General features: G+C 73.5%; 15 protein-coding genes. 10 read left to right on the top strand and 5 right to left on the bottom strand.

Annotated elements, in window-relative coordinates; translation table 11 throughout:
- Positions 1-150 precede the first annotated feature (150 nt).
- The 7 genes from ligA (at position 151) to AB0D28_RS21380 (ending at position 12,365) form a co-directional block, all read left to right on the top strand.
- The gene (gene ligA, locus AB0D28_RS21410; RefSeq protein ID WP_357388239.1) at positions 151-2,304 is read left to right on the top strand and encodes an NAD-dependent DNA ligase LigA; all 2,154 of its coding nucleotides are present in this window, start codon (positions 151-153) and stop codon (positions 2,302-2,304) included.
- A gap of 151 nt (positions 2,305-2,455) precedes the next feature.
- A complete protein-coding gene (locus AB0D28_RS21405) occupies positions 2,456-5,032 on the top strand; it encodes an EAL domain-containing protein (protein ID WP_357388237.1) in 2,577 nt (858 codons plus the stop codon).
- Positions 5,033-5,138: 106 nt separating this feature from the next.
- A complete protein-coding gene (gene gatC, locus AB0D28_RS21400; RefSeq protein ID WP_013284468.1) occupies positions 5,139-5,444 on the top strand; it encodes an Asp-tRNA(Asn)/Glu-tRNA(Gln) amidotransferase subunit GatC in 306 nt (101 codons plus the stop codon).
- A 23-nt stretch (positions 5,445-5,467) separates the two neighbouring features.
- Positions 5,468-6,943, top strand: a complete 1,476-nt coding sequence (gene gatA, locus AB0D28_RS21395; RefSeq protein ID WP_357388286.1) for an Asp-tRNA(Asn)/Glu-tRNA(Gln) amidotransferase subunit GatA — start codon at positions 5,468-5,470, stop codon at positions 6,941-6,943.
- A gap of 193 nt (positions 6,944-7,136) precedes the next feature.
- Complete coding sequence (locus tag AB0D28_RS21390) at positions 7,137-8,285, top strand: putative Ig domain-containing protein (protein WP_357388235.1); 1,149 nt, start codon at positions 7,137-7,139, stop codon at positions 8,283-8,285.
- Between the two features lie 121 nt (positions 8,286-8,406).
- Positions 8,407-9,900, top strand: a complete 1,494-nt coding sequence (gene gatB / locus AB0D28_RS21385; RefSeq protein ID WP_357388233.1) for an Asp-tRNA(Asn)/Glu-tRNA(Gln) amidotransferase subunit GatB — start codon at positions 8,407-8,409, stop codon at positions 9,898-9,900.
- 107 nt (positions 9,901-10,007) lie between these two features.
- Positions 10,008-12,365: a pyruvate dehydrogenase gene (locus tag AB0D28_RS21380; RefSeq protein WP_357388231.1), complete on the top strand. Its 2,358-nt coding sequence runs from the start codon at positions 10,008-10,010 to the stop codon at positions 12,363-12,365.
- Positions 12,366-12,810: 445 nt separating this feature from the next.
- Here AB0D28_RS21380 and AB0D28_RS21375 read toward each other — a convergent pair whose 3' ends face one another.
- The 3 genes from AB0D28_RS21375 to AB0D28_RS21365 all read right to left on the bottom strand — a co-directional run bounded on the left by AB0D28_RS21375 (position 12,811) and on the right by AB0D28_RS21365 (position 17,546).
- Positions 12,811-14,382 carry a metallophosphoesterase gene (locus AB0D28_RS21375; RefSeq protein WP_357388284.1) on the bottom strand — a complete coding sequence of 524 codons (1,572 nt, stop codon included), beginning with the start codon at positions 14,380-14,382 and terminating at the stop codon, positions 12,811-12,813.
- 96 nt (positions 14,383-14,478) lie between these two features.
- Positions 14,479-15,654, bottom strand: a complete 1,176-nt coding sequence (locus tag AB0D28_RS21370) for a PQQ-dependent sugar dehydrogenase (protein WP_357388229.1) — start codon at positions 15,652-15,654, stop codon at positions 14,479-14,481.
- Between the two features lie 86 nt (positions 15,655-15,740).
- The gene (locus tag AB0D28_RS21365; RefSeq protein WP_357388227.1) at positions 15,741-17,546 is read right to left on the bottom strand and encodes a SpoIIE family protein phosphatase; all 1,806 of its coding nucleotides are present in this window, start codon (positions 17,544-17,546) and stop codon (positions 15,741-15,743) included.
- A gap of 143 nt (positions 17,547-17,689) precedes the next feature.
- On the opposite strand from AB0D28_RS21365, the gene AB0D28_RS21360 reads away from it, so the two are divergent.
- Positions 17,690-18,616, top strand: a complete 927-nt coding sequence (locus AB0D28_RS21360; protein ID WP_357388225.1) for a 2-hydroxyacid dehydrogenase — start codon at positions 17,690-17,692, stop codon at positions 18,614-18,616.
- A gap of 7 nt (positions 18,617-18,623) precedes the next feature.
- On the opposite strand, the gene AB0D28_RS21355 is transcribed toward AB0D28_RS21360, so the two are convergent.
- Entirely contained in the window at positions 18,624-19,007 is a 384-nt protein-coding gene (locus AB0D28_RS21355; protein WP_357388223.1) for a PH domain-containing protein, read from the bottom strand.
- A gap of 572 nt (positions 19,008-19,579) precedes the next feature.
- Between AB0D28_RS21355 and AB0D28_RS21350 the strand changes: the two genes are divergently transcribed.
- The gene (locus AB0D28_RS21350) at positions 19,580-21,934 is read left to right on the top strand and encodes an EAL domain-containing protein (RefSeq protein ID WP_357388221.1); all 2,355 of its coding nucleotides are present in this window, start codon (positions 19,580-19,582) and stop codon (positions 21,932-21,934) included.
- An 11-nt stretch (positions 21,935-21,945) separates the two neighbouring features.
- Here the strand turns inward: AB0D28_RS21350 and AB0D28_RS21345 are convergent, their stop codons facing one another.
- Complete coding sequence (locus AB0D28_RS21345) at positions 21,946-22,971, bottom strand: LacI family DNA-binding transcriptional regulator (RefSeq protein ID WP_357388219.1); 1,026 nt, start codon at positions 22,969-22,971, stop codon at positions 21,946-21,948.
- Positions 22,972-23,319: 348 nt separating this feature from the next.
- On the opposite strand from AB0D28_RS21345, the gene AB0D28_RS21340 reads away from it, so the two are divergent.
- Entirely contained in the window at positions 23,320-24,603 is a 1,284-nt protein-coding gene (locus tag AB0D28_RS21340; RefSeq protein ID WP_357388217.1) for an extracellular solute-binding protein, read from the top strand.

The raw sequence follows: 24,603 nt of genomic DNA, 5'->3' as shown, positions 1-24,603 counted from the left end.
GCCGCCGACGCGATCGTCGCACGCCGGGGGCCGCCCCGCCCGGGTGGCGCGACGCGTGCCGGTCCGCCCTGCTCGGCGCGGGTGGCCGGACGACTGTCAGTCCCGACCGCTACGGTTCTCGGGTAGCACCGACACGGGAGGTCGACAGCGGTGTCCGAAGGCGGCGGCGTGTCCGAAGAAGTGGTTCCCACAGCGGCCGACGCGGCCCAGGAGGCGGCGGCGGGGGCCGAGCCGACCCCGGCCGCGCGGGAGCGGCACGCCACGTTCAGCCAGGAGCTGACCGAGCACCAATACCGCTACTACGTGCTGGACGCGCCGACCATCACCGACGCGGAGTTCGACAGGCAGCTGCGGGAGCTGGAGGCGCTGGAGGCGGAATACCCGGCGCTGCGCACCCCCGACTCGCCCACCCAGCGGGTCGGCGGCACCTTCTCCACCGACTTCACCCCGGTCGCGCACGCCGAGCGGATGCTCTCGCTCGACAACGCCTTCGCCGACGAGGAGCTGGCCGCCTGGGCCGACCGGGTCGAGCGCGACGCGGGCGGCCCGGTGCCCTACCTGTGTGAGCTGAAGGTTGACGGGCTCGCCATCAACCTGACCTACGAGAAGGGCCGGCTGGTCCGCGCCGCCACCCGGGGCGACGGCCGCACCGGCGAGGACGTCACCGCCAACGTGCGCAGCATCAAGGGCGTGCCGGCCCGGCTGACCCCGGCCGACGGCTTCCCCGACGTGCCGGAGTTCCTGGAGGTGCGCGGCGAGATCTACTTCCCGGTGGCCGCGTTCGCCGACCTGAACGCGAGCCTGGTCGAGCAGGGCAAGGCGCCGTTCGCCAACCCGCGCAACGCCGCCGCCGGCAGCCTGCGGCAGAAGGACCCACGGGTGACCGCCTCCCGCCCGCTGCGCCTGGTGGTGCACGGCATCGGCGCCCGCACCGGCTACCGCCCGGCCGCGCAGTCCGAGTCGTACGCGGCGCTCAAGGCGTGGGGACTGCCCACCAGTGACAGGTGGAAGGTGGTGGACGACCTGGCCGGAGTGGCGGAATACATCGCCTACTACGGCAAGCACCGGCACGACGTCGAGCACGAGATCGACGGCGTGGTGGTCAAGGTCGACCCGGTCTCCATCCAGGGCCGTCTCGGCTCGACCAGCCGGGCGCCCCGCTGGGCGATCGCCTTCAAATACCCGCCCGAGGAGGTCAACACCAAGCTGCTCGACATCGACGTCAACGTCGGGCGCACCGGCCGGGTCACCCCGTTCGCCGTCCTCGAACCGGTCCGGGTGGCCGGTTCCACTGTCGCGCTGGCGACCCTGCACAACGCCCGTGAGGTCGAGCGCAAGGGCGTGCTCATCGGCGACACGGTGGTGCTGCGCAAGGCCGGCGACGTGATCCCCGAGGTGCTCGGCCCGGTGGTCGAGCTGCGTCCGGCCGACGCCCGCCCGTTCGTCATGCCGACCACCTGCCCGGCCTGCGGCACACCGCTCGCGCCGGCCAAGGAGAGCGACGTCGACATCCGCTGCCCCAACGGGCGGGCCTGCCCCGGCCAGATTCGCGAGCGGGTCTTCTACCTGGCCAGCCGCAAGGTGCTCGACATCGAGGTGCTCGGCGAGAAGGGCGCGGCGGCGCTGCTGGACGCCGAGATCATTACCAACGAGGGCGACCTGTTCCAGCTCGACGCCGAGCAGTTGAGCCGGTCGCCGTTCTTCGTCAACAAGGACGGCAGCCTCGGCAGCAACGCCACCAAACTGCTCGACAACCTCGCCGAGGCCAAGGAACGCGACCTGTGGCGGGTGCTGGTGGCGCTCTCCATCCGGCACGTCGGCCCGACCGCCGCGCAGGCGCTCGCCCGGCACTTCCGCTCCATCGCGGCGATCGAGACCGCGGGCGAGGAGGAACTGTCCTCGGTGGACGGCGTCGGCCCGACGATCGCGGCCAGCCTGAAGGAGTGGTTCGCCGTCGACTGGCACCGCGAGGTGGTGCGCAAGTGGGCCGAGGCGGGCGTACGGATGGCCGAGGAGGCCGCCGACGAGGGTCCGCGACCGCTCGACGGCGTCACAGTGGTGGTCACCGGCACGTTGAGTGGGTTCAGTCGCGACCAGGCGGCCGAGGCGATCCAGGCCCGGGGCGGCAAGGTGACCGGCTCGGTCTCCAAGAAGACCGGTTTCGTGGTGGTCGGCGACAATCCCGGCTCCAAGGCAGACAAGGCCGCCACCCTGAAACTGCCGATCCTCGACGAGGACGGCTTCCGCGTTCTGCTCGACTCCGGCCCCGACGCCGCCCGCGAGGTGGCCCGGGTGGAGGGCTGACGGGCTGGTCACGGCGAACGCCGGCGGATACCAAGTTAATTACGACTACGACCGATTCGTGACTGTCGTGTCGGGGAAACCGCCTCGGAGGGCGTTTCATTGGCGTACGACGCGTGACGGCGCGCGCCAGGACGTTCCCCCGGGAGGTGCGATGGAGACCGGCGATCCGCGTAACTCCGTCCCGCCCGGGCGGAGCGGGCCGTTCTTCGGCTTCGTCGGCGCGATCGGCGCGGTCGCCCTACTGGTGTCGGCCGTGCCGCTCGTCAGGCTCGCCGACCGCCTGACCGAGCTGCCGGCGGCCTTCTGGACCATGGCGGCGCTCGCCGTCGCCTGCGACGCGCGCCCGTTCGTCCCGCCCGGCCGGCGGCAGACCTCGGCGGTGTTCCCGTCGACCTGCTTCACCTTCGCGATCCTGCTCGGCTGGGGCCTCGGTCCGGCCGTCGCGGTGCAGGCCGTGGCGGTCGCGGTCAGCGGCTGGCGGCTCGGGTACGCCCCCTGGCGCACCGGCTTCAACGCCGCCCAGTACGCGTGCGCGCTCGCCGCCGCGTACGCAGTCACCCGGCTCGGCCCGGGCGAGCTGTTCGACGACGGCGGGCTGCGCTGGACCGACGTGGCGGCGGTGGGTGGCGCGACGGTGGCCTGGTTCGTGGTCAACTACGGGCTGGTCAGCTCCGCGGTCCGGTTGCGCTTCGGGGACCGGTGGTGGCCGAGCTTCCGCAGCGGCCTTGCCTACGAGCTGCTGGCCACCGGTTCGCTGCTGCTGCTGGCCCCGGTCCTGGTGGCCGCCGCCCGGGCCAGCGCGGCGTTGATCCCGCTGGTGCTGGTGCCGCTGTTCGCGGTCTACCGGATGGCCCGGCTCTCCGACGAACGGGAACATCTCGCCGACGTGGACCCGCTCACCGGGCTGCCCAACCGCAAGGCGCTGCTGACCGAGGTGGCCGAGCAGGTGCACCTGCACGGCGAGCGGGCCGCCCGGGGCGCGCCGGACGCGCACCTGGCGCTGCTGCTGCTCGACCTCGACCGGTTCAAGCACGTGAACGACGCGCTCGGGCACGCGGTGGGAGACCGCCTCCTGGTCGAGGTGAGCGCCCGGCTGATGGGCGCGGTCGGCGGCGGCGACATGGTGGCGCGGCTCGGCGGCGACGAGTTCGCCATCGTGGTGCCCCGGCTCACCGACATCGACCAGGCGCGCGAGCGGGCCGACCGGGTGGTCGCCGCGCTCGCCGAGCCGGTGCCGCTGGACGGGCTGCCGCTGGACGTCGGCGGTGCCATCGGCATCGCGCTCTACCCCGACCACGGCGAGGACTTCGCGACCCTGATGCGCCACGCCGACGTGGCCATGTACGACGCGAAGCACCGCAACGACACGGTGGCGGTCTACGCGCCGGAGTCCGACCACAACTCGGCCGAGCGGCTGAGCCTGCTGGCCGACCTGCGGCGGGTGCTGGAGTCCGGCCCGTCCGCGTCGGCCGGGGAGACGGTGGGCGTACGCGGGGGTGACGGAGCGGCGCTGGAGCCGGCGCTGCCGGGCGCGCGACCGGCCCGGGCCGAGCGGCCGTCGCGCAACCAGCGCCCGGCGCGCGACGGAGGCCGGGGCGGCGGACGGGCGGGCGGGGGACGGTCCGGCGACGGGTCGAACCGGTGGCTGCGGCGCCGCCGGGACCGCGCGCAGGAGCGGCACGAGGACGACCTGATCGAGCGCATCCTCACCGGCGCCGACCCGATCCGCCGCCGGGCCGCTCCCGGTGGCGCCGCCGCCGGGCCGGTGGTCACGCCGTTCGTGGTCGGTGGCGGGGAAGCCACGCCGGACCGTGCCGACGGGACCGACGCCGCGCACGACGCGCAGGTGGCCGTCAGCACCGGTGCGCCGGGCGTCATCGGGCCGACCGCGGACGGGAGCGCCGCCGGCGGGCCGGAGGAGCAGGCCGGGCACCCGGGCGAGATCACCATGTACTACCAGCCACAGATCGCCATCGCCACCGGCGAGGTGGTGGGCGTCGAGGCGCTGCTGCGCTGGCGGCACCCGCGCCGGGGCATGGTCGACCCGGGCGAGCTGATCCAGGTCGCCGAGCAGAGCGCGGTGATGCGGCTGCTGACCCGCCGCGTGGTGGACGACGTGGTGGAGCAGCTCGCCAAGTGGTCGGCGGCCGGGCTCACGTTGCGTGCCGCGCTCAACGTCAGCGTCCGCGACCTGCACACCGGCGAGATCGCCGACCAGATCGCCGACCGGCTGACCCGGTACGGCGTGCCGCCGCAGCGGCTCCAGGTGGAGATCACCGAGGGCGCGCTGATGGCCGACCCACGGCGGGTGCTCGCCAGCATCACCCAGTTGCACCGGATCGGCGTCGGCATCGCGCTCGACGACTTCGGCACCGGCTACTCGTCGCTGCAACACCTGCGCCGGCTCCCGCTGTCCGAGGTGAAGGTGGACCGGTCGTTCGTCCTCGGAATGGCCGAGGACCCGGACGACGCGGCGATCGTCCGCTCGATGATCGAGCTGGCCGGGGCGCTCGGGCTGCGCGTGGTGGCCGAGGGCGTGGAGGACGAGCGCACCTGGCGGCTGCTGCACGCCGCCGGCTGCGACGTGGCGCAGGGCTGGTTCCACGCCCGGCCGATGCCGGCCGAGGACCTGGTGGCCTGGCTGTCCCGCTACCGTCCGGTGCGCCCGGCCGAGGCGGGCAGCCGTGGAGCTCCGGCGCCGGAGGGGGAGTCGAAGGCGTCGTCGTGACGGCGGGACAATAGACTCGCTCCGGTCACCGCGCGTCATCGAGCACGCCCGTACGCGCGGCCGGCCCACCGCCAGACGTCTCAGGACAGCCACGAAGGGGGCACCGATGGCCGCCATCTCCCGCGAGGAGGTCGCGCACCTCGCGCGACTGTCGCGGCTCGCCGTCACCGAGGAGGAGTTGGACACCTTCGCCGGCCAGCTGGATGTGATCCTCCAGTCGGTCGCGCAGGTCGGCGAGGTAGCCGCGGCGGACATCCCGCCGACGTCCCACTCCGTGCCGCTGACGAACGTGCTCCGCGAGGACGTGGTGCGGCCGGGCCTGACCCCGCAGGAGGCGCTGTCGGGCGCCCCCGACGCCGAGGAGCAGCGGTTCCGCGTCCCGCGGATCCTGGACGAGGATGTGGCCTCATGAGCGAGCGCAGCGGGAGTGCCGGCATGACCGACCTGACGAAGTTGAGCGCCGTCGAGATCGCCGGGCTGGTGGCGAGCGGCGAGACCTCCGCCGTCGAGGTCACCCAGGCGCACCTGGACCGGATCGGCGCCGTCGACGACCGGGTGCACGCGTTCCTGCACGTCGACACCGAGGGTGCGCTCGCCGCCGCGCGGTCGGTGGACGAGCGTCGCGCCGCCGGTGAGGAGCTGGGCCCGCTGGCCGGTGTGCCGGTCGCGGTGAAGGACGTGCTCACCACCAAGGGCGTGCCGACCACCGTCGGGTCGAAGATCCTGGAGGGCTGGCGCCCGCCGTACGACTCGACGATCGTCGAGCGGCTGCGCGCCGCCGGCACGGTGATGCTCGGCAAGACGAACATGGACGAGTTCGCGATGGGCTCCTCCACCGAATACTCGGCGTACGGGCCGACCCGTAACCCGTGGGACCTGGAGCGGATCCCGGGCGGCTCGGGCGGTGGCAGCGCGGCGGCGCTGGCCGCGTACGAGGCGCCGCTGTCGATCGGCTCGGACACCGGCGGCTCGATCCGCCAGCCCGGCGCGGTCACCGGCACCGTCGGCGCGAAGCCCACCTACGGCGGCACCTCCCGCTACGGCCTTGTGGCGTTTTCCTCGTCGCTGGACACCCCCGGCCCGTGCGCGCGTACCGTGCTCGACGCCGCGTTGCTGCACCAGGTGATCGGCGGTCACGACCCGCGCGACTCCACCTCGATCCCGGCACCGGTGCCGGACGTGGTGGCCGCGGCGCGGCTCGGCGCCACCGGCGACCTGACCGGCGTGAAGCTCGGCGTGGTCACCGAGTTCACCGGCGAGGGCGCGGAGCCGGGCGTGATGGCCGCGTTCCGCGAGTCGGTCGAGGCGCTGGCGAAGCTGGGCGCCGAGATCGTCGAGATCTCCTGCCCGCACTTCAAGTACGCGCTGCCGGCGTACTACCTGATCGCGCCGAGCGAGTGCTCCTCCAACCTGGCCCGGTTCGACGGCGTCCGGTTCGGCCTGCGGGTCGGCGACGACGGCAACCGGTCGCTGGAGGAGGTCATGTCGCTGACCCGCGAGGCCGGTTTCGGCCCCGAGGTCAAGCGCCGCATCATGATCGGCACGTACGCGCTCTCGTCGGGCTACTACGACGCCTACTACGGCCAGGCGCAGAAGGTCCGCACCCTGATCACGCGGGACTTCACCAGCGCGTTCGAGCAGGTCGACGCGCTGATCTCGCCGACCACGCCGTTCGTGGCGTTCCCGATCGGGTCGCGCACCGCCGACCCGTACCAGATGTACCTGGCCGACCTGTTCACCATCCCGACGAACCTGTACGGCGGTCCGGCCATCTCGGTGCCGTGCGGCCTGTCCGACGGGCTCCCGGTCGGCTTCCAGATCATGGCGCCGACCATGGCCGACGACCGGATGTACCGGGTCGCCGCCGCGCTGGAGAACGCCGTCGGCACGCTCACCCCGCCGACGCTCTAGAAACCGGGGGTACGGAGGCGGGCCACCCGCCTCCGTACCGACACGGTGATCACCGAACAGCGGATTGCCACCTGTCACTGGCACTGGTCGAATAGGATTCGAGGCTGCTGGATCGACTGGACTACGGTCCGCTGGCGGATGCGAGCGGCTCCGATCGAGACCTGGATGTGCGATGGGGACACTTCGCCCGGTCATGGCCCTGACGATGGCCGTCGCGCTGCTGCTGGGTGTCGCCCAGCCGGCCACCGCGCAACCGGTCACCGCCGCCACCGAGACCGTCACCATCACCTCGGGTAAGCCCCGGTCGGTCATGGTCATCGGGCAGGTCTACGCGATCCACACGGTCGAGGCGACAGGCGGGACCGCGCCGTACCGGTTGTCGGTGGTCTCGGGCAGCCTGCCGCCGGGGATGCTGGTGGTGGGTACGTCGCTCGGTGGCGCGCCGACCACAGTCGGCACGTACACGTTCACGCTGCGGATGACCGATCAGAACGACCTCTTCGACGAGCAGACGGCGACGATCGAGGTACGCCAGCCGAAGGTCGTCATCACGTCCGGCAAGCCCCGGTCTCCCATGTACCTCGGCCGGGTGTACGCGATCCACACGGTCGAGGCGACAGGCGGCGCCGCGCCGTACGGGTTGTCGGTGGTCTCGGGCAGCCTGCCGCCGGGGATGCTGGTGGTGGGTACGTCGCTCGGCGGTGCGCCGACCACAGCCGGCACATACACGTTCACGCTGCGGATGACCGACAAGAACGGCCTCTTCGACGAGCAGGACGCCACCGTCGTCGTCGCCGTGGCGGCGACCGCCTTCACCTCCGGCGAACCGCCCGCCGCCACAGTCGGTAAGCACTACTCCTTCCGGTTCACCGCCGACGGCGACTCGGACATCGTGTTCGCCCTGGCCGCCGGGGCCCTGCCGGACGGCCTCACCCTCGACGAGAAGGGCCGGCTCAGCGGCACACCGGGCAGCGCCGGCACGTTCACCTTCACCGTCGCGGCGAAGGGGCACAGCACCAGCGCCACGAAGCAGGTGTCGCTGACCGTCGCCGCCCGGACCCCGGGCACCCCGACGGCGACCCCGACCGGCTGGACGCCCGCTCCGACCGACCCGACGGCCACGCCGACCGCGAGCGATCCGGCCGCCACGCCGTCGGAGGGCAGCCCGGCGACGCCCCAGCCGACGCCGTCACCGTCGAAGGCCAGTGGCACGTGGCTGCCGGCCACCGGGCCGGGTTCGCCGCTCGTGCTGCTGCTGTTGAGCGTCGTGGCCTTCTCCGTCGGCGGCATCCTGCTCGTGCTGGCGTACAACCGTCGTCGGACCTTCACCCCACCCGAGTGACGCCCGGGCCGGGCCGGGGCGTCGGGGCGGTCCACGCGGTGATCTCGAAGCCCGGCAGCGGGGTGGCCGGGCCAGCCGATTAGGCTGGAACGGTTCTGTCCGGATCGCGCCTGGAGCTCAGATGACGACGACACTGCCCGCGTACGACGAGGTCGTCGCGCGCTTCGAACCGGTGATCGGCCTGGAGACCCACGTCGAGCTGGGCACGAACACCAAGATGTGGTGCGGCTGCCCGACCGACTTCGGCGGCGAGCCGAACACCCGGGTCTGCCCGGTCTGCCTGGGCCTGCCCGGCTCGCTGCCGGTGGCGAACAAGGCCGCCATCGAGGCGACCATCCGGATCGGGCTGGCGCTGAACTGCTCCATCGCCGAGTGGTGCCGGTTCGCCCGGAAGAACTACTTCTACCCGGACATGCCGAAGAACTTCCAGATCAGCCAGTACGACGAGCCGCTGTGCTCCGACGGCTACCTGGACGTCGAGGTGAACGGCGAGCTGGTCCGCATCGGCATCGAGCGGGTGCACCTGGAGGAGGACACCGGCAAGACGCTGCACGTCGGCGGCGCCACCGGTCGCATCCACGGCGCCACCGAGTCGCTCGTCGACTACAACCGGGCCGGCATCCCGCTGGTGGAGATCGTCACCAAGCCGATTCCCGGCACCGGCGCGCTCGCGCCCGAGGTCGCCCGCGCGTACGTCGCCGAGCTGCGCGACGTGATCCGCTCGCTCGGCGTCTCCGACGTGCGGATGGAGGAGGGCTCGCTGCGCTGCGACGTCAACACGTCGCTGAACCGCCCGGGCGAGGAGTGGGGCACCCGCACCGAGACGAAGAACGTCAACTCGCTGCGCTCGGTCGAGCGGGCGGTGCGCTCGGAGATGCTGCGCCAGGCGTCGGTGCTGGAGGCCGGCGGCCGGATCACGCAGGAGACCCGGCACTTCCACGAGGACACCGGCGACACCACGTCGGGCCGGTCCAAGGAGACCGCCACCGACTACCGGTACTTCCCGGAGCCGGACCTGGTGCCACTCGCCCCCGACACCGCGTGGGTGGCCGAGCTGAAGGCCGCCCTGCCGGAGCTGCCGCGCCTGCGCCGCAAGCGGATCCAGCAGGACTGGGGCCTGTCCGACCTCGACATGCAGTCCGTGGTGAACGCGGGCGCGGTCGAGCTGATCGAGGCGACTGTGGCTGCCGGCGCGACCCCTGCGGCGGCCCGTAAGTGGTGGCTGGGTGAGCTGTCCCGCCGCGCCAACGAGACCGGCGTGGAGCTGGCCGACGTGGGCGCCACCCCGGCTCAGGTCGCCGAGCTTCAGGGCCTTGTCGACGCGGGCAAGCTCAACGACAAGCTGGCCCGTACCGTGCTGGAGGGCGTGGTGGCCGGCGAGGGCTCGCCGACCGAGATCATGACCAACCGCAACCTGGAGGTCGTCTCGGACACCGGCGCGCTCACCGCCGCCGTGGACGAGGCGATCGCGGCCAACCCGGCCATCGCCGACAAGATCCGCAGCGGCAAGGTCGCGGCGGCCGGCGCGCTGGTCGGCGCGGTCATGAAGACCACGCGCGGCCAGGCGGACGCGAAGACCGTCCGCGAGCTGATCCTGGCGCGCCTCGGCGCCTGACGTGCAAGGAAGGGCCCCTTCTTAACGCCTGGTGCATGGGAAGGGGCCCTTCCTAACGCCTCACCCCACTCACGGGGCGTCAACGGCGACGCCCGGATGGAGTCACCGTGAACCAGCACGACCTCGACGTCCTCGACGAGATCCAGCGCCGGGTGCTCTGGCTCGCCACCCGCATCGTCGACGCGGCCAACCACGACCGCGACACCGGTGACGGGGTGAAGGTCGGTGGCCACCAGGCGTCGAGCGCCTCGCTGGTGACCGCGATGACCGCGCTCTGGTTCCAGCACCTGGACGCCGAGGACCGGGTCGCGGTGAAGCCGCACGCCTCGCCGGTGTTCCACGCCATCCAGTACCTGCTGGGCAACCTCGACCGGTCGTACCTGCCGAAGCTGCGGGCACGCGGCGGGCTCCAGTCGTACCCGTCGCGGACCAAGGACCCGGACGAGGTGGACTTCTCCACCGGCTCGGTCGGCCTGGGCGCCGCCGCGCCGCTGTTCGCCGCCGTCACCCGCCGCTACGTCGACGCGCACTTCGGCCCGCGCCCGCACTCCCGGTTCGTCGCCCTCATCGGCGACGCCGAGCTGGACGAGGGCAACATCTGGGAGGCGGTCGCCGACCCGGCCACCACCGGGCTCGGCAACGTGATGTGGCTCGTCGACTTCAACCGCCAGTCGCTGGACCGGGTCGTCCCCGGCATCCGGATCAACCAGTGGCGCGGCCAGTTCGAGGCGGCCGGCTGGCACGTCGTGGAGGTCAAGTACGGCCGTCGGCTCGCCGAGGCGTACGCCCGGCCGGGTGGCGCGGCGCTGCGCGACTGGATCGACCGGATGCCCAACGAGCAGTACCAGTCGCTGTTCGGGCTGGCCGGGCCCGCGCTGCGCAAGCAGTTCCTGGACGGCGCCCCGGCCGAGGTGGCCGCGTTCGTCGCCGACATCGGCGACGACGAGCTGGGCCCGCTCGTCACCGACCTGGGCGGGCACGACGCGCAGGCCATGCTCGACGCGTACGCCCAGTGCGACGCGGTGACCGACCGGCCCAGCGTCGTGTTCGCGTACACGGTCAAGGGCTGGGGCCTGCCCATCGCCGGCAACCCGCGCAACCACTCGGCGCTGCTCACCACCGAGCAGGTCGACGCGCTGCGCGCCGCGCACGGCCTGACGCCGGAGACCGAGTGGGACCGCCTCGACCCGGCGTCCCCGGCCGGTATCCGGGCCGGCGAGCGCCGGGAGGCGCTGTCCCGCCCGCCGCGCGAGCGTGCGCTGGGCGTCACCGTTCCGGAGACCACGAGGGTACGCGCGAACAAGCCCGTCTCCACCCAGGAGGCCTTCGGCCGGGTGCTTGTCGACCTGGCCCGCGATCCGCAGGTCGCGCCCTACCTGGTGACCACCGCGCCGGACGTGGCCACCTCGACCAACCTGGCCGGGTTCATCAACAAGACGGGCGTGTTCGCCCCGACGGAGCAGCGTTCCTGGACCGAGGACCGGATGCTGCGCTGGACCGAGAGCCCCGCCGGGCAGCACATCGAGCTGGGCATCTCGGAGATGAACCTGTTCCTGCTGCTGGGCCAGCTCGGCCTGTCCTGGGACCTGTCCGGTCAGCCGCTGCTGCCGGTGGGCACCGTCTACGACCCGTTCGTGCTGCGCGGTCTGGACGCGTTCCTCTACGGGACGTACTCCGGTTCCCGGTTCGTGGTGGCCGGCACCCCGTCGGGCATCACGCTCGCCCCGGAGGGCGGGGCGCACCAGTCCACCATCACCGCGTCGGTCGGCCTGGAGCTGCCGGGGGTGACGTTCCTGGAGCCCGCGTACGCCGGCAGCCTCGACTGGCTGCTCTGCGACGCGCTCGGGCAGATCGCCGGTGGTGCCGCACCGGCCGCCACAGCCGCGCCGGCCGAGGACGGGGCGTACTACTTCCGGCTCAGCACCCGGCCGGTCGACCAGGCGCCGTTCGAGGCGGCCCGGGCGCGGCTCGGGGACGCGGTGCTGCGGCGGCAGGTGGTGGCCGGCGCGTACCGGCTCGTCGACGCGCACCAGGCGTACCCCGATCTGGCTGATGCCCCGGTCGTGCAGCTCGCCGCCTCCGGCGCGGTGCTGCCGGAGGTCCTGGCCGCCGCCGCGGAGCTGGCGGAGGAGGGCGTGGCCGCGCACGTGGTCGACGTGACCAGCCTGGACCGGCTCTACCGGGCGTGGCAGCGGACGCTGCGCCAGGGTGTGCGGACCGCTACCGTGCCGAGCGTCCCGGGCGCGCTGCGGTCGGCGTTCGCCGACCGGGTGCCGGTGGTCACCGTGCACGACGCGGCCTCGCACGCGATGGCCTGGCTCGGCTCGGCGGTCGGCGCCCCGGCGGTGCCGCTCGGCGTGGACGAGTTCGGCCAGTCCGGCAGCGTCCGGGAGCTGTACGAGCTGCACGACCTGCTGCCCGGCAGCATCGTCAACGCCGCGCTGGCCGCGATCGCGCTGCGCTGACGGCTCGCGCCCGGTCGGTCGGCTCGCTGGCTCGCCAGCGCGCCGGCTCGCGCCCAGTCTGTCGGCTGCGCGGCTGCGCCGGCTCGCGACGACGGCGGGTCGCTGCCGGCCGGTCCGGGTGGCACGACAGCCCGCTGCCGTAACGGAAGGTCATAAGCGATTTCGGTTGCGGAAAGTGACTGCCTCTGCGGTCGGAGGTATGGCCTCGTGCCGCCTTTGCTCTGCAGCCAAATCCGCAGCACCACCCTGAGCTGGGGCGGAATGGATCGCTCGCTGCTCTGCACCCATCCGCGCGGTGACTCTCGGTGCCTGCCGCGCCGATGGGTGCAGAGCAAAGGCGGCGGTGGGGCATCCCGGTGCCGGACGGCTTCATGACGCGCAGTGACCGGGTGTCACGCGGCAGGGCGCCCGGCGTGGCCGCGAGGAAGGCGAGGATCCGGGACGGTCAGCTCGTGGGGGTGGGGCTCAGGGTGGTCGTACCCGGCGACGGCGACTCGGAGGGGCCGCGGGTGGGGGTCGGGGTGACCGGCACCTGGTCACCCTTTGCCGGGTCGCGGATGACGTGCCGCTCCAGGTTGACCTGCGACTGCCCGGTGCCGCCGACTGTGATGTCGTCGTACGCCTGGAGCAGCTTCTGCTGGTCGAAGTAGAGCACCGTCATGGTCAGCGGAGTCGGCTTCTCGCCCTCCAGGCCGCGCAGCCCGGCCCCGCCGGTCGAGCCCTGCACCATCAGCGTGGTCGGCTGCTTGCCCTCCACCTGCGGCAGCTTCGACACCTGCCGGGAGTGGGTGTGCCCGGAGAGCACGAGCGGGCAGGTGCCGGAGAGCGGGCCGGCCGAGGCGGGATCGTGGATGAGCGCGATGTCGACCTTGCGCGGCGACTTCTCGATCGTGGCGGCGAGCTGTTCGCCGGCGCCGATCACCTGGTCGGCCACGGCCGAGGTGAGCCCGCTCCCGGCCGGTGAGGTCTCCTTGTCCGGGGTGAAGCGGGGGTCGCCGAGGCCGGCGATGGTCAGCCCGCCGACTGTGGTGACGGAGTTGTTCAACACGATCGCGTTCGGCTGCTGCGCCACCGCGGCGGCGGTACGCGGCGAGTCGTGGTTGCCGCGGATGAACACGTACGGCTTCTTGAGCAGGCCGATCGAGCCGACGAACGACGCCTCCGGCTCGCTGCCCCAGTCGGTCATGTCGCCGGTGTCGACCACCACGTCGATGCCGAACTGTTCGACCACGGTACGGATCAACTGCCAGCCGGTCGGGTTGAGGTGGATGTCCGACACGTGCAGCACCCGGGTGGTGCCGGGCGACGGCTGCACCACCGGCAGCGCCGAGACGGTCGTGTAGAGCTTGCTGACGTTGCCGACCAGCCGCTGGAGCTGCTCGGCGTACTTGGTGTAGTCGTTCGCGATCCGCCGAGCGTCACCGACGATCGCGGGCGCGTTGACGAGTAGGCCCTCGTACCGGGGCTCCTCGATGGCCTGCGGGCGCAGGGTGCTCGCCGCCGCCCCGAGGCTGCCCGCCGTGATGACGAGCGCCATACCGCCGGCCCACGCGGTACGCCGGACGTCCCGGAAGACGAGCGCCGCCAGGATCAGCGTGGCCAGCACCACCGAGGCGAGCGTACGCAGCCCGAGCCGCATCACGCCGTCGCGGACGTCCTGCACCGCCGACTGGCTGGCCCGGCTGATGCTGGCCGGGTCGTCGAGGAGCGCCTCGGTGCGCCCCTGGTCCAGCGAGCCCACCTCGACGGTGAGGTACGCCGGGCCGTCGTGGCTGTCCAGCAGCAGCGCGCCCAGGGGAGGGATGTCGACGGTGGTGCCGCCGCTCAGTGACGGGCTGAGCTTCAGCTCGGCGCGGAACGGGCCGATGTCGGTGCCGACGTGGCCGCCCGCGTACGTGCCGATCACGATGCCGCCGAGTGTGACAGCGAGCAGAGCCAGCACGACACCCAGCCGGCGCAGCCGGTTACCGGGCCGCCACGCCGTCACGCGGCGGGCACGCCCGCGCTCCGGAGACATCTCGTCCCCGGTGCGGTGCTGTTCGTTCTCGTGGCCGTCCATGCTGAGATCCTGACCTGCCCCTTGCGCGATCTTGACAAACCCGCCCGGCCCGGATCAGCTCCGGCCGGCGCCCCCGTCGGCGAACACGAGTCGCAGGATGCGGTCGTCCTCGGCGGTGGGGGTGCCCCTGCCGTCCCGGTTCGAGGTGCTCACCCACAGCGAGCCGTCCGGCGCCGCCGCGACGGCCCGTAGCCGACCGTACCGGCCGGTGAGCAGGTCGCGTGGCTGACCGAGGACGGTGCCGTTGCCGGCCAGCTCCACCAGCCAGAGCCGCTGGCCGCGCAGGCAGGCGGCGACGAGCACGCGGTCCGCCGCCGCCAGGCCGGAGCAGGACGCGTCACCGGTGGGCCACTGCGTGATCGGGTTCACGTAGCGCTTGTCGTCGCCACGCCCCTCGACCCGGGGCCATCCGTAGTTGCCGCCCTTGTTGATCTGATTGATCTCGTCCCAGGTGTTCTGGCCGAACTCCACCGCGTACATCTTCTTGTCCGGCGTCCAGGCGAAGCCCTGGACGTTGCGGTGGCCGGTCGACCAGACCGGCGACCCGGCGGTGGGGTTGCCCGGCGCCGGCTTGCCGTCCGGGGTGATCCGGAGGATCTTGCCGCCGAGGCTCTTGGCGTCCTGGGCGTTCTCGGTGCGCCCGGCGTCCCCGGTGCTCGCGTAGAGGTGGCCGTCCGGGCCGAAGCCCAGCCCGCCGCCGTTGTGCGTGCCGGACTTCGGGATGCCGGTCAGGATCGGCTTCGGCGCCTGCCCGAGCTGCATCTTCGCGATCCGGTTGTCGTTCTCGGCGGTGTAGTAGACGAAGACCGTGCGGTCCCGCTCGTACGCCGGGGAGACCGCGATGCCGAGCAGGCCGCCCTCGCCGCCGGCGGCGACGTCCGGCACGGTCTGCACCGGCCGCACCGCCAGGCCCTCCGGGCCGGACTCCGGGCCGACCTGGAGGATCCGCCCCTTGTCCCGCTCGGTCACCAGCGCGCCGCCGTCGGGCAGGAACGCGATGCCCCACGGCACCTCCAGCCCCTTGGCCAGCACCGTGGCGACCGCCTGCTGGCCGGCCCCGCCGGGACTCGCGGTGCTCGACGGTGTGGGCAGGTTGGGCGGGGCGCCGGCCGGATCCGGCTCGGGCTCGCCGAGGGCACAGCCGGCGGCGCCCAGGAGCAGCGCCGCGCAGGACGCCGCCAGCGCCGTCCGGAGGCGGCTGACACGGGGGTACGCAAGACGCGGGCTCACCCGCCCCAGCCTAGCCGTGTGGACCGGCGAACCGGGCGCGTCGCGCGGACGGCGGCCCGTACCCGGCCCGTTCGGGGGAGTGCTGTTCAGCCGGCCCGCAGCGCGAGCAGGGCGACGTCGTCCTCCCGCTGGTGTGCGGCGGCGAGCAGCCGGTCGCAGAGCAGGTCCAGCGAAACGCCCGGCCCGGCGGTGCCGAGATGGGCGAGCAGCTCGGCCTGCCCCTCGTCGATCGGCTGGTCCCGGCGCTCGATCAGCCCGTCGGTGTGCAGCAGCAGCGTGTCGCCGGGAGCCAGGGTCAGCGTCCGGCCGGTGCGCCGGGGCGGGCGGGCCAGGCCGAGCAGCGGCCCGCGACCGTCCGCCACCGCTACCGAACCGTCGGCGCGGACCAGCAGCGGCGGCGGGTGTCCCGCGTTGCACCAGGAGACCACCAGCCCGCCGGCGGCCGGGCGGACCCGGGCCAGCACGGCGGTGGCGACGGTGGGCACCCGCAGCCCGCCCATGGCCCGGTCGAGGTGGGTCACCAGGTCCTCCACCGGATCGTCCCGCCCGTACGCGTTGCCCCGCACCAGGTTGCGCAGCTGGCCCATGGTGGCCGCCGCCTCGATGTCGTGCCCGGCGACGTCACCGATCGCGGCGACCACCTCGCCGTCGGGCTGGACGAAGGCGTCGTACCAGTCGCCGCCCACCTCGACCCGGTCGGCGGCCGGCAGGTAGCGGGCGGCCAGTTCCATCCCGGGCACGGCCGGCAGGCTCGGCAGCATGCTGTGCTGGAGCACCTCGGCGACGTGGCGCTGCTCCCCGTAGAGGCGGCTGTTGCCGACCGCCTGTCCGGCGCGTACCCCGATGTCCTGCGCGGTGCGCAGGTCGCTGGCGTCGAAACCGCGCCGTCCGGGCCGGTTGACCAGCGTGACCGCCCCGATCACCCGGTCCCCGACGGCGGTGATCGGCACGGTCAGGTGGGAACCGATGCCGAGCCGGTCGGCGAGCGGCACCAGCTCCGGGCGTGTGGTGCCGCGCGCCACGTCGTCCAGGTCGGCCGTGGCCCGCACCGCCGGCCGCCCGGTACGCAGCACCGACCGGATCTGCGACTCCGCGCTGAGCCCGGTGGTCAGCAGCCCGGCGAAACGGGCCATGTCGGCCGCGCGCTCGGCGTCCCGGTGCAGGCCGGTGACCGTGCGTGGCCGGCCGGCCGGGTCGACGAGCGTGATCAGGCACCAGTCGGCGAGCAGCGGCACCATCGCGCGCCCGAGCCGGTCGACGGCGGTGGCCACGTCGAGCGTGCCGCCGAGCATCTCGCTCATCCCGGCCAGCATGGCGAGCCGGTCGTGCGCCTCCTCGGCGCGGCGGCGCGCCTCCTCGGCACCCCGGACCGCGATGCGCAGCCGCAGCTCGGAGGAGCACGCGGCGGCCAGGTCGGCGAGCGTACGCAACTGTTCCCCGGTCCAGGCCCGGGGCTTGCTGTCGATCGCGCAGAGCGAGCCGAGCACCCGCCCGTCCAGGTCGGTCAGGGGCATGCCCGCGTACGCCACCACGCCCAGGTCCTCGACGGCCAGGTTGAGGCGTACCTGGGGGGAGAGGCGGGCGTCGGGCAGCACCAGCGGCATCTCGACGTCGACGACGTGCTGGCAGAACGAGTGGGTCAGCGGCGTCTCCCGGCGGGCCGCCCACGGCTCCGGCAGCCCGGTCGCGCCGGGGAAGAACTGACGGTCGGCGTCCACCAGGGAGACGAGCGCGACGGGCACGTCCAGCAGGTCGCCGACCAGCCGGGCGAACCTGTCGAACGCCTCGTCCGGTACGGCGTCGAGCCGGGTCTCGTCGAGTGAGCGCAATCGGTCGGGATCGGCGAGCGCCGGAATCGGCACGGACACCCGTCCCCGGCCGTCCTCGCTCATCGCCACCGCCCTCGGCAAGCGGAACACCCGAGCGGCATCCCGCTCTCGGTTATACCCCGCTGGGCCGCCACTCCATTCCCGGCGCGGTGTTCGTCACGGGTCACGCCGCGCCGGCCGGCCCGGGGCCGATATCGTCGGCGGTCGTGAAGGCATGGATCCCGCACCCCGAGGGCCGCAGACTGCTCGGCGAGCTGCCGCCCGGCGTCACCGTGGAGGTGCTGGACGACCCCCGGCGGCTTCCGTCCTCCCCGGCCGGGATGCGGTTCTGGGTTCCGCCGTTCCTGTCCGGCCCGGACGCCGGCGCGCTCCTGGCCGAGCTGCCCGACGTCGAGGTGGTGCAACTGCTCTCCGCCGGCGCGGACGCCTGGGCGGGACGGATGCCCGACGGCGTGACGCTCTGCGATGCCCGGGGCGTGCACGACTCGCCCACCGCCGAATGGGTGGTCGCCGCGATCCTCGCCTCGCTACGCGGGTTCGCGCCGCTGGCCCGCGCGCAGGCGCGGCGCGAGTGGGCGTACGACGAGGTGGCGCCCACCGACGAGCTGGCCGGCAAGCGGGTGCTGATCGTCGGCGCGGGCTCGATCGGCACCGCGGTACGCGATCGGCTCGCCCCGTTCGAGGTGAGCTTCACGCTGGTGGCCCGTACGCCGCGCCCCGGCCAGGGCGTGCACGGCGTCGACGAGCTGCCGGCGCTGCTGCCCGAGGCGGACGTGGTGGTGCTGCTGGTGCCGCTGACCGAGCAGACCCGGGGCATGGTCGACGAGCGTTTCCTCGCCGCGATGCCGGACGGCGCGCTGCTCGTCAACGCCGCCCGCGGTCCGGTGGCCCGCACGTCGGCGCTGGTCGCCGAGCTGGCCTCGGGTCGCCTGCGCGCGGCGATGGACGTCACCGACCCGGAACCGCTGCCCGCCGACCATCCCCTGTGGGAGCTGCCGAACGTGCTGCTCACCCCGCACGTCGGCGGCTCCGTACGCGGACTGCTGCCGCGCGCGTACCGGCTGGTGGGGGAGCAACTGCGCCGGTACGTGGCCGGGGCGGAGCTGACGAACCGGGTGGTCGACGGCTACTGATCCCTGCTCACCGATCGGCTTCGGCGTCCGGTAGCTCCTGCCCGGTGACGGCGATCAGCCGGGGCAGTTCGGTGGCGCGTACCGCCGGCAGCACCACCACCTCGCCGTCGTCGAGGCGGGCGACGGCCCGTCCCTTGCGATCACCTGCGAGTTCGGCGACCCGGTTCCACGGCACCCGGCGCTGCCCGGCGAGCGCCCGCAGTCGCAGCTCCCGGGCGTCGGCGTCGGTGCCGGCGCGCCACGCCCAGACCACGACGGCGAGCGGCACGAGCAACACCCAGAGCAGCCACCAGCGGGCACTGGCCACTGGAAGCGCGCCGATGGTGGCGACGATCGCGGCGACCAGGATGGCCTGGTTGTGACGGAAACGTACGGTATCGGCGCGGCTCACCCCCCGATGATCCCACCCGCCCAGCCCACCCCACCCCGCGGGCGTCCCCACCCCCGTCCGAGCCACCCCCCGTCCGAGCCACCCTCCGTCCGAGCCACCCTCCGTCCGAGTCCCCCGCCGTGCGAGCCACCCCGTCCGAACCGCTCGCCGCACCGCGTAGCCGGTGCCCACCGACGATCTTGGTACGGCTCCGCCCCTCCCGGGGCGGTCCGATACCAAGATCTGCGCGGGTCGGAGATCTTGGAAGCGTTGGGCCTCTTGGGGGGCCGTTTGCTTCCAAGGTCTGGTGGGCGGGGGGGGATCGGCGGGAGTGAGCGGCTTGCAGGCGATCGTGAGCCGGCACTGCGGAGGGGCGGTGTGACGGATGTCACTGGCTGGGTGACGTTGCTGGGCGCTTCCGGGATCGTTTCTGGGCGTGGCCGCAGTGGTCCCCGCCGATGCGCCCCGCCAGCCCGCACGTCGTACCGCGTACCGCAACCGCACCGCCCCCGTGCCCCCTCACGAAGGCGACCGCCGTGCCCGTCCCCCCTCCCGTCGCCCCCCGTCGGCGATCAGCCCTGCACGATGTCGCCGTGTCGCTCATCGGCGCGGCCTTCCTCCTGGCGGGCGTCGCCGGTGCCCTGCCCGGCCCGGCCGCCGCCGCGCTCGCCGTCGCCGGAGGCTTCGCGCTCGCCTGCGTCCGGCTCGCCTGGCTGGCCGGAGCCGCCGCGCCGGCCGACCATCCCGCACCTGCCGACGGTCCCGCAGTGACCGGCCGTTCCGCGCCGAACGGCTTGCCTGCGCCGACCGGCCGCCCCGCGCCGAACGGCTTGCCTGCGCCGACCGGCCGCCCCGCGTCGAACAACCTGCCCGCGTCGAACGACCAGCATGCGCCGACGGATCGGCCCGTGACCGGGCGGCGGGCTCGCCGGGCCGCGCTGTCGCGCCGGGTCGCCGCGTTCCTGGACGCCGCCGTCCTGGCCGCCGGGCTCACCGTGGCGGTGCTGCCGCTGAGCGCCCCCGCGCACCGGTTGCCGATCGCACTGGCCGGGCTGTCCCTCACCGGTCCGCTGCACGTGGCGGCCCTGCTGCGCCTGCCCGGCCGGTCGCGGCTGTCCGGTCCGGAGCTGGTGCGCCGTACCGTCGACGTGCTCGCGCTCGGCGTCAGCCTGGTCTTCGCGGGCTGGATGCTGTTGCCGGGCGGCCCGGTCCCGGCCGTCGCCGCGACCGCTGCGACGGGCGGCGCGGTGGTGCTCGCCGTGCTCACTGTGGTGGCGGTCGCCGAACGCCGCCGCCGGCCGGGTGCCGCGCGCTGCCACGCCGGGGCCGCGCTGACAATCGGCGGGTTGACGCTACTTGTGGTGCTGCTGGCGTACGACGCGCCGGACCGGGCGTTGCCGGTCGTCGCGGCGCCGCTGGTGGCCGGGGCGCTGCTCACAGTCGCCGGTGTCCGGCGCACCTCGGGCGGGGAACGGCCGGATCGGGACGTGGCGTCTGCCGCGTGGCCGCGCCTCACGGCGCCGGCCGGGATCGCCGGGCTCGCCGCCGGGATCCACCTGGGCGCGGCCGGGGAGTTCAGCACCGGCGCGATGGCACTGGGGCTGGCCGTCATACCGCCGATCATGGTGGGTGAACTGCTCGCCGCCGCCGACCAGCGCCGCCGGGTGCAGCGGCTCGCCGCCCGCGAGGCGTGGTTGCGGCGCCGGCTCGGACCGGCCGCCGGGACGGCCGGGCCCGTGCTGCTGACGCGCGCCGATCTGGTCCGGGTGATGGCGCACCGCAGCGGCGGCGCGCTGCTCGTCGTCGACCTGCACGGTACGGGCGGCGCCGTGCCGGACGGGCCGGTGCTCATCGAGGCGGCGCGTCGCCTGCGGGCGGGCTCCGAGACGCACGATCTGGTCGCCCGGCTCGGCGACACCGAGCACGCGGTCCTCACCGACCTCGGTCCGGTGCTCGCGTACGCGCTCGGTCTGCGGCTGCTGGCGGCGCTGGCCGAGCCGTACCCCCGGCCCGGCGGGGTCGTCCGGCTGGGGGTGAGCGTCGGGCTGGCCGAGACCAGCGGCGGCGATCCGGAGGACGTGCTGCGCCAGGCGGACCTGGCCCGCCGCCGGGCGGCGCAGCTCGGCCGGGACCGGGTCGAGTGGTACGACGCCTACCTGGAGGAGCAACTGGTCCGCCGCCTGGACCTGGAGCGGGAACTGCCCGGTGCGGTGGCGCGCGGTGAGCTGGACCTGGTCTACCAGCCGGTGGTGGCGCTCGCGGACCGGATGCCGGTGGGCACCGAGGCGTTTCTGCGCTGGCGCAGCCCGGCGCTGGGCACGGTGCTGCCGGCCGAGCTGCTGCCGGTGGCGGCCGATCTCGACCTGACCGGTGAGATCGGGCGGTGGGTGCTGGATCGAGCTTGCCGCCAGCTCGCGGCGTGGTCGGACGGCGGTCGCGAGCTGTGGATGGCGGTGAACGTGACGCCGCGGGAGCTGGCCGCGCCGGACTTCGTGGCGCGTACCGCCACCGCGCTGGCCGCTTACGACGTGGTGCCGGACCGGCTGGTGGTGGAGGTGTCCGAGCCGGTGGTGGGCGCCGAGCTGTCCACTGTGGTGCCCCGGCTGGCCGGTCTGCGGTCGATCGGCGTGCGGATCGCGCTCGACGACTTCCGGGCCGAGCACGCCTCGCTCGCGCAGCTGCGCCGGTTGCCGATCGACCTGATCAAGGTGGGCCCGCACCTGGTCGGCGCGGGCGGGGACGGGCAGCGCCCGCTGATCGACGTGGTGGCGAACCTGGCCGACCGGCTCGGGGTGGAGCTGGTGGTCGAGGAGCTGGAGTCGGAGGGGCAGGTGGCAGGTGCGCGCCGGGCGGGCTGCCGGTACGGCCAAGGGTTCGCGCTGGCCCGCCCGGCGACCGCCGAGCGGGTCGAGGCGTGGTTCGAGGAGTACCCGTCCACCACGCGCTGAGCTGAACCGGTTCAGCGAGCGCTCGTACGCGGTGGGGCGGTGCTGCCGCGCGGCGTGAGGTGCGCCGTCTCGTCCTGCACGGCGGCGGCCGGCTCGCCCGCGATGACCGCGAGGAGCCGGCGGGCGGCGTGCGCGCCGTACGCCGGGATGTCCCGGCCCAGCGCGGTGAGCGGCGGGTGCACCAGCCGGCAGAGCGGCGAGTCGTCCCAGGCCACGATGGACAGGTCGCCGGGCACGCTCAGGCCCATCTCCTGCGCCACGGAGAGCCCGGCGATCGCCATCACGTCGTTGTCGTAGATCACCGCGGTCGGCCGGCCGGGGGAGCTGAGCAGCCGCCGGGTGGCCCGCGCGCCCTCCTCCCCGGTGTAGTCGGACGAGACGGTGGCCGCCTCGTCCAGCCCGAGCCGGCGGCACACGGCCGTGAACGCCTCGGTGCGGATCTCGGTGTGCAGCAGCGAGGGCAGCCCGCCGACCCGGGCGACGCGCCGGTGGCCGAGCGCGACCAGGTACTCCACGGTCTCGACGAGGGCCGCAGCGTCGTCGGCCCAGACGCTCGCCAGGCCGCCGGTGTGCCCGGGCCCGCCGATCACCACCGCCGGCAGTTGCAGTTCCTCCAGCGCCGGCACCCGCCGGTCGTCGGTGCGCAGGTCGCAGACGAGCACGCCGTCCACCCGGCGCTCGGCCCACCACCGCCGGTAGACGGCGATCTCGGCGTCCTGGTCGCTGACCACCTGGAGCGTGAGCGCGTACGAGCGGGCCGACAGTTCGGCCTCGACGCCGCTGATGAGTTCCATGAAGAACGGCTCGATGCCGAGTATCCGGGCGGGGCGGCACAGCGCCAGCCCGACCGCCTTGGCGGTGGCGCCGGACAGCGCGCGGGCGGCGCTGCTGGGACGGAACCCGATCTCGGCGGCGATGGCGAGGATCCGCTGCCGGGTCGCCTCGGAGACCCCGGGCTGGCCGTTGAGCGCGTACGACACCGCGCCCTTGGAGACCCCGGCACGCCGGGCGACGTCGGCGATGGTCGGCCGCTTCACCGAAGCGTTCCTCCACTGTGTCCGGCCCTCGCGGGCACTTGCGGTCGCCGGATCACCGGCGTCTGGTGACGCTACTGCACGCCGCGCCGGGCCGGGGTGCCACCGGTGGTGGCGGCGGGCGGCCTCCGGCGCTCGCCGCTTGCGCGGTTCAGCCTAGAGGGCCGATCGCCGGCCGCCCTGCCGTGAACGGCCGAACCACCGTGGTGAGCGGCGGTGAGATTGCCGGACGAGAACATCGGTAACCGCCCGTTGACAGTCATGAATGAGGACCGTACGGTGGCGTCACTTATCCGGTTCAGTCAACGTTCCTCGATGTCGGGAGCGTTCCCATTTGGCGCGGAGGATGAGATGAGACGGTCCTGGACGCACCTGGCGCGGGTGGCCGCCGTCGGTGCCGTCAGCCTGGTCATGGTCGCCGCCTGCAGCGGCAGGAGCACCACCGGCGGCTCGGACTCGGCCGGTGGTCAGGTGACGCTGAAAATCAACTTCTGGGGCGACTTCGGGCTCCAGGACCTGAAGGCCAAGTACGAGGCCGAGCACCCGAACGTCAAGATCCAGCTCAACTCGGGCGAGTACAACGCCCAGCACGAGGACCTGCAGAAGAAGCTCGTGGCGGGCAACGGCGCGCCGGACATCGCGGCGATCGACGAGGGCTTCATGGTCCAGTTCCGGAGCCAGTCGGACAAGTTCGTCAACCTGCTCGACAAGGGTGCCGGCTCCTACGAGAGCAAGTACCTGCCCTGGAAGTGGAGGCAGTCGCTGTCGGCCGACGGCAAGACGCAGATCGGCCTCGGCACCGACGTCGGCGGCCTGGCCATGTGCTACCGCACCGACCTGTTCAAGGCCGCCGGCCTGCCCACCGAACGCGACAAGGTGTCAGCGCTCTGGCCCACCTGGGACAGGTTCATCGAGGTCGGCCAGCAGTACACAGCCACGACGAAGAAGAAGTTCATCGACGCCGGCACCAACCTGTTCAACCCGATCCTCGGCCAGCAGCCGGTCGGCTTCTACGACGAGCAGGACCAGCTCCGGATGGAGCAGGGCCCGAAGGTCGCGTTCGACTACACGGTCAAGGCCGTGGGCGCCGGGCTGTCGGCCAACCTGGTCAGCTTCCAGGCCGACTGGGACAAGGGCTTCACCAGCGGCGCGTTCGCGGTGCTCGCCTGCCCGGCGTGGATGCTCGGCCACATCAAGGACACCGCGCCCGGCACCCAGGGCAAGTGGGACATCGCCGCGGTACCCGGTGGCGGCGGCAACTGGGGTGGCTCCTTCCTGACCCTGCCGAAGCAGGGCAAGAACGTCGACGAGGCGTACAAGCTGCTGACCTGGCTGGTCGCGCCGGAGCAGCAGATCGAGATTTTCAAGAAGGTGGGGAACCTGCCGTCGCAGCCGGCGCTCTACACCGATCCGGCCATCGCCGACTTCACGAACCCGTTCTTCAACGACGCCCCGGTGGGCCAGATCTTCCCGAAGATGGCGCAGGGCCTCACCCCGCAGTACCTGGGCCGCAAGAACGGCCCGACCCGGGTGGCTGTGGAGAACGTGATCCGGCGGGTGGAGAACAAGTCGCTCAAGTCCGACGCCGCCTGGTCCGAGGCGGTCAAGGAGGCCGAGAAGGCCGCCAAGTCCTGA

The organism is Micromonospora sp. NPDC048169 (genome assembly GCF_040652815.1).
Taxonomy (GTDB): domain Bacteria; phylum Actinomycetota; class Actinomycetes; order Mycobacteriales; family Micromonosporaceae; genus Micromonospora.
The sequence above is the reverse complement of the archived record's forward strand: the minus strand, read 5'-3'. Positions and strand labels throughout refer to the sequence as shown.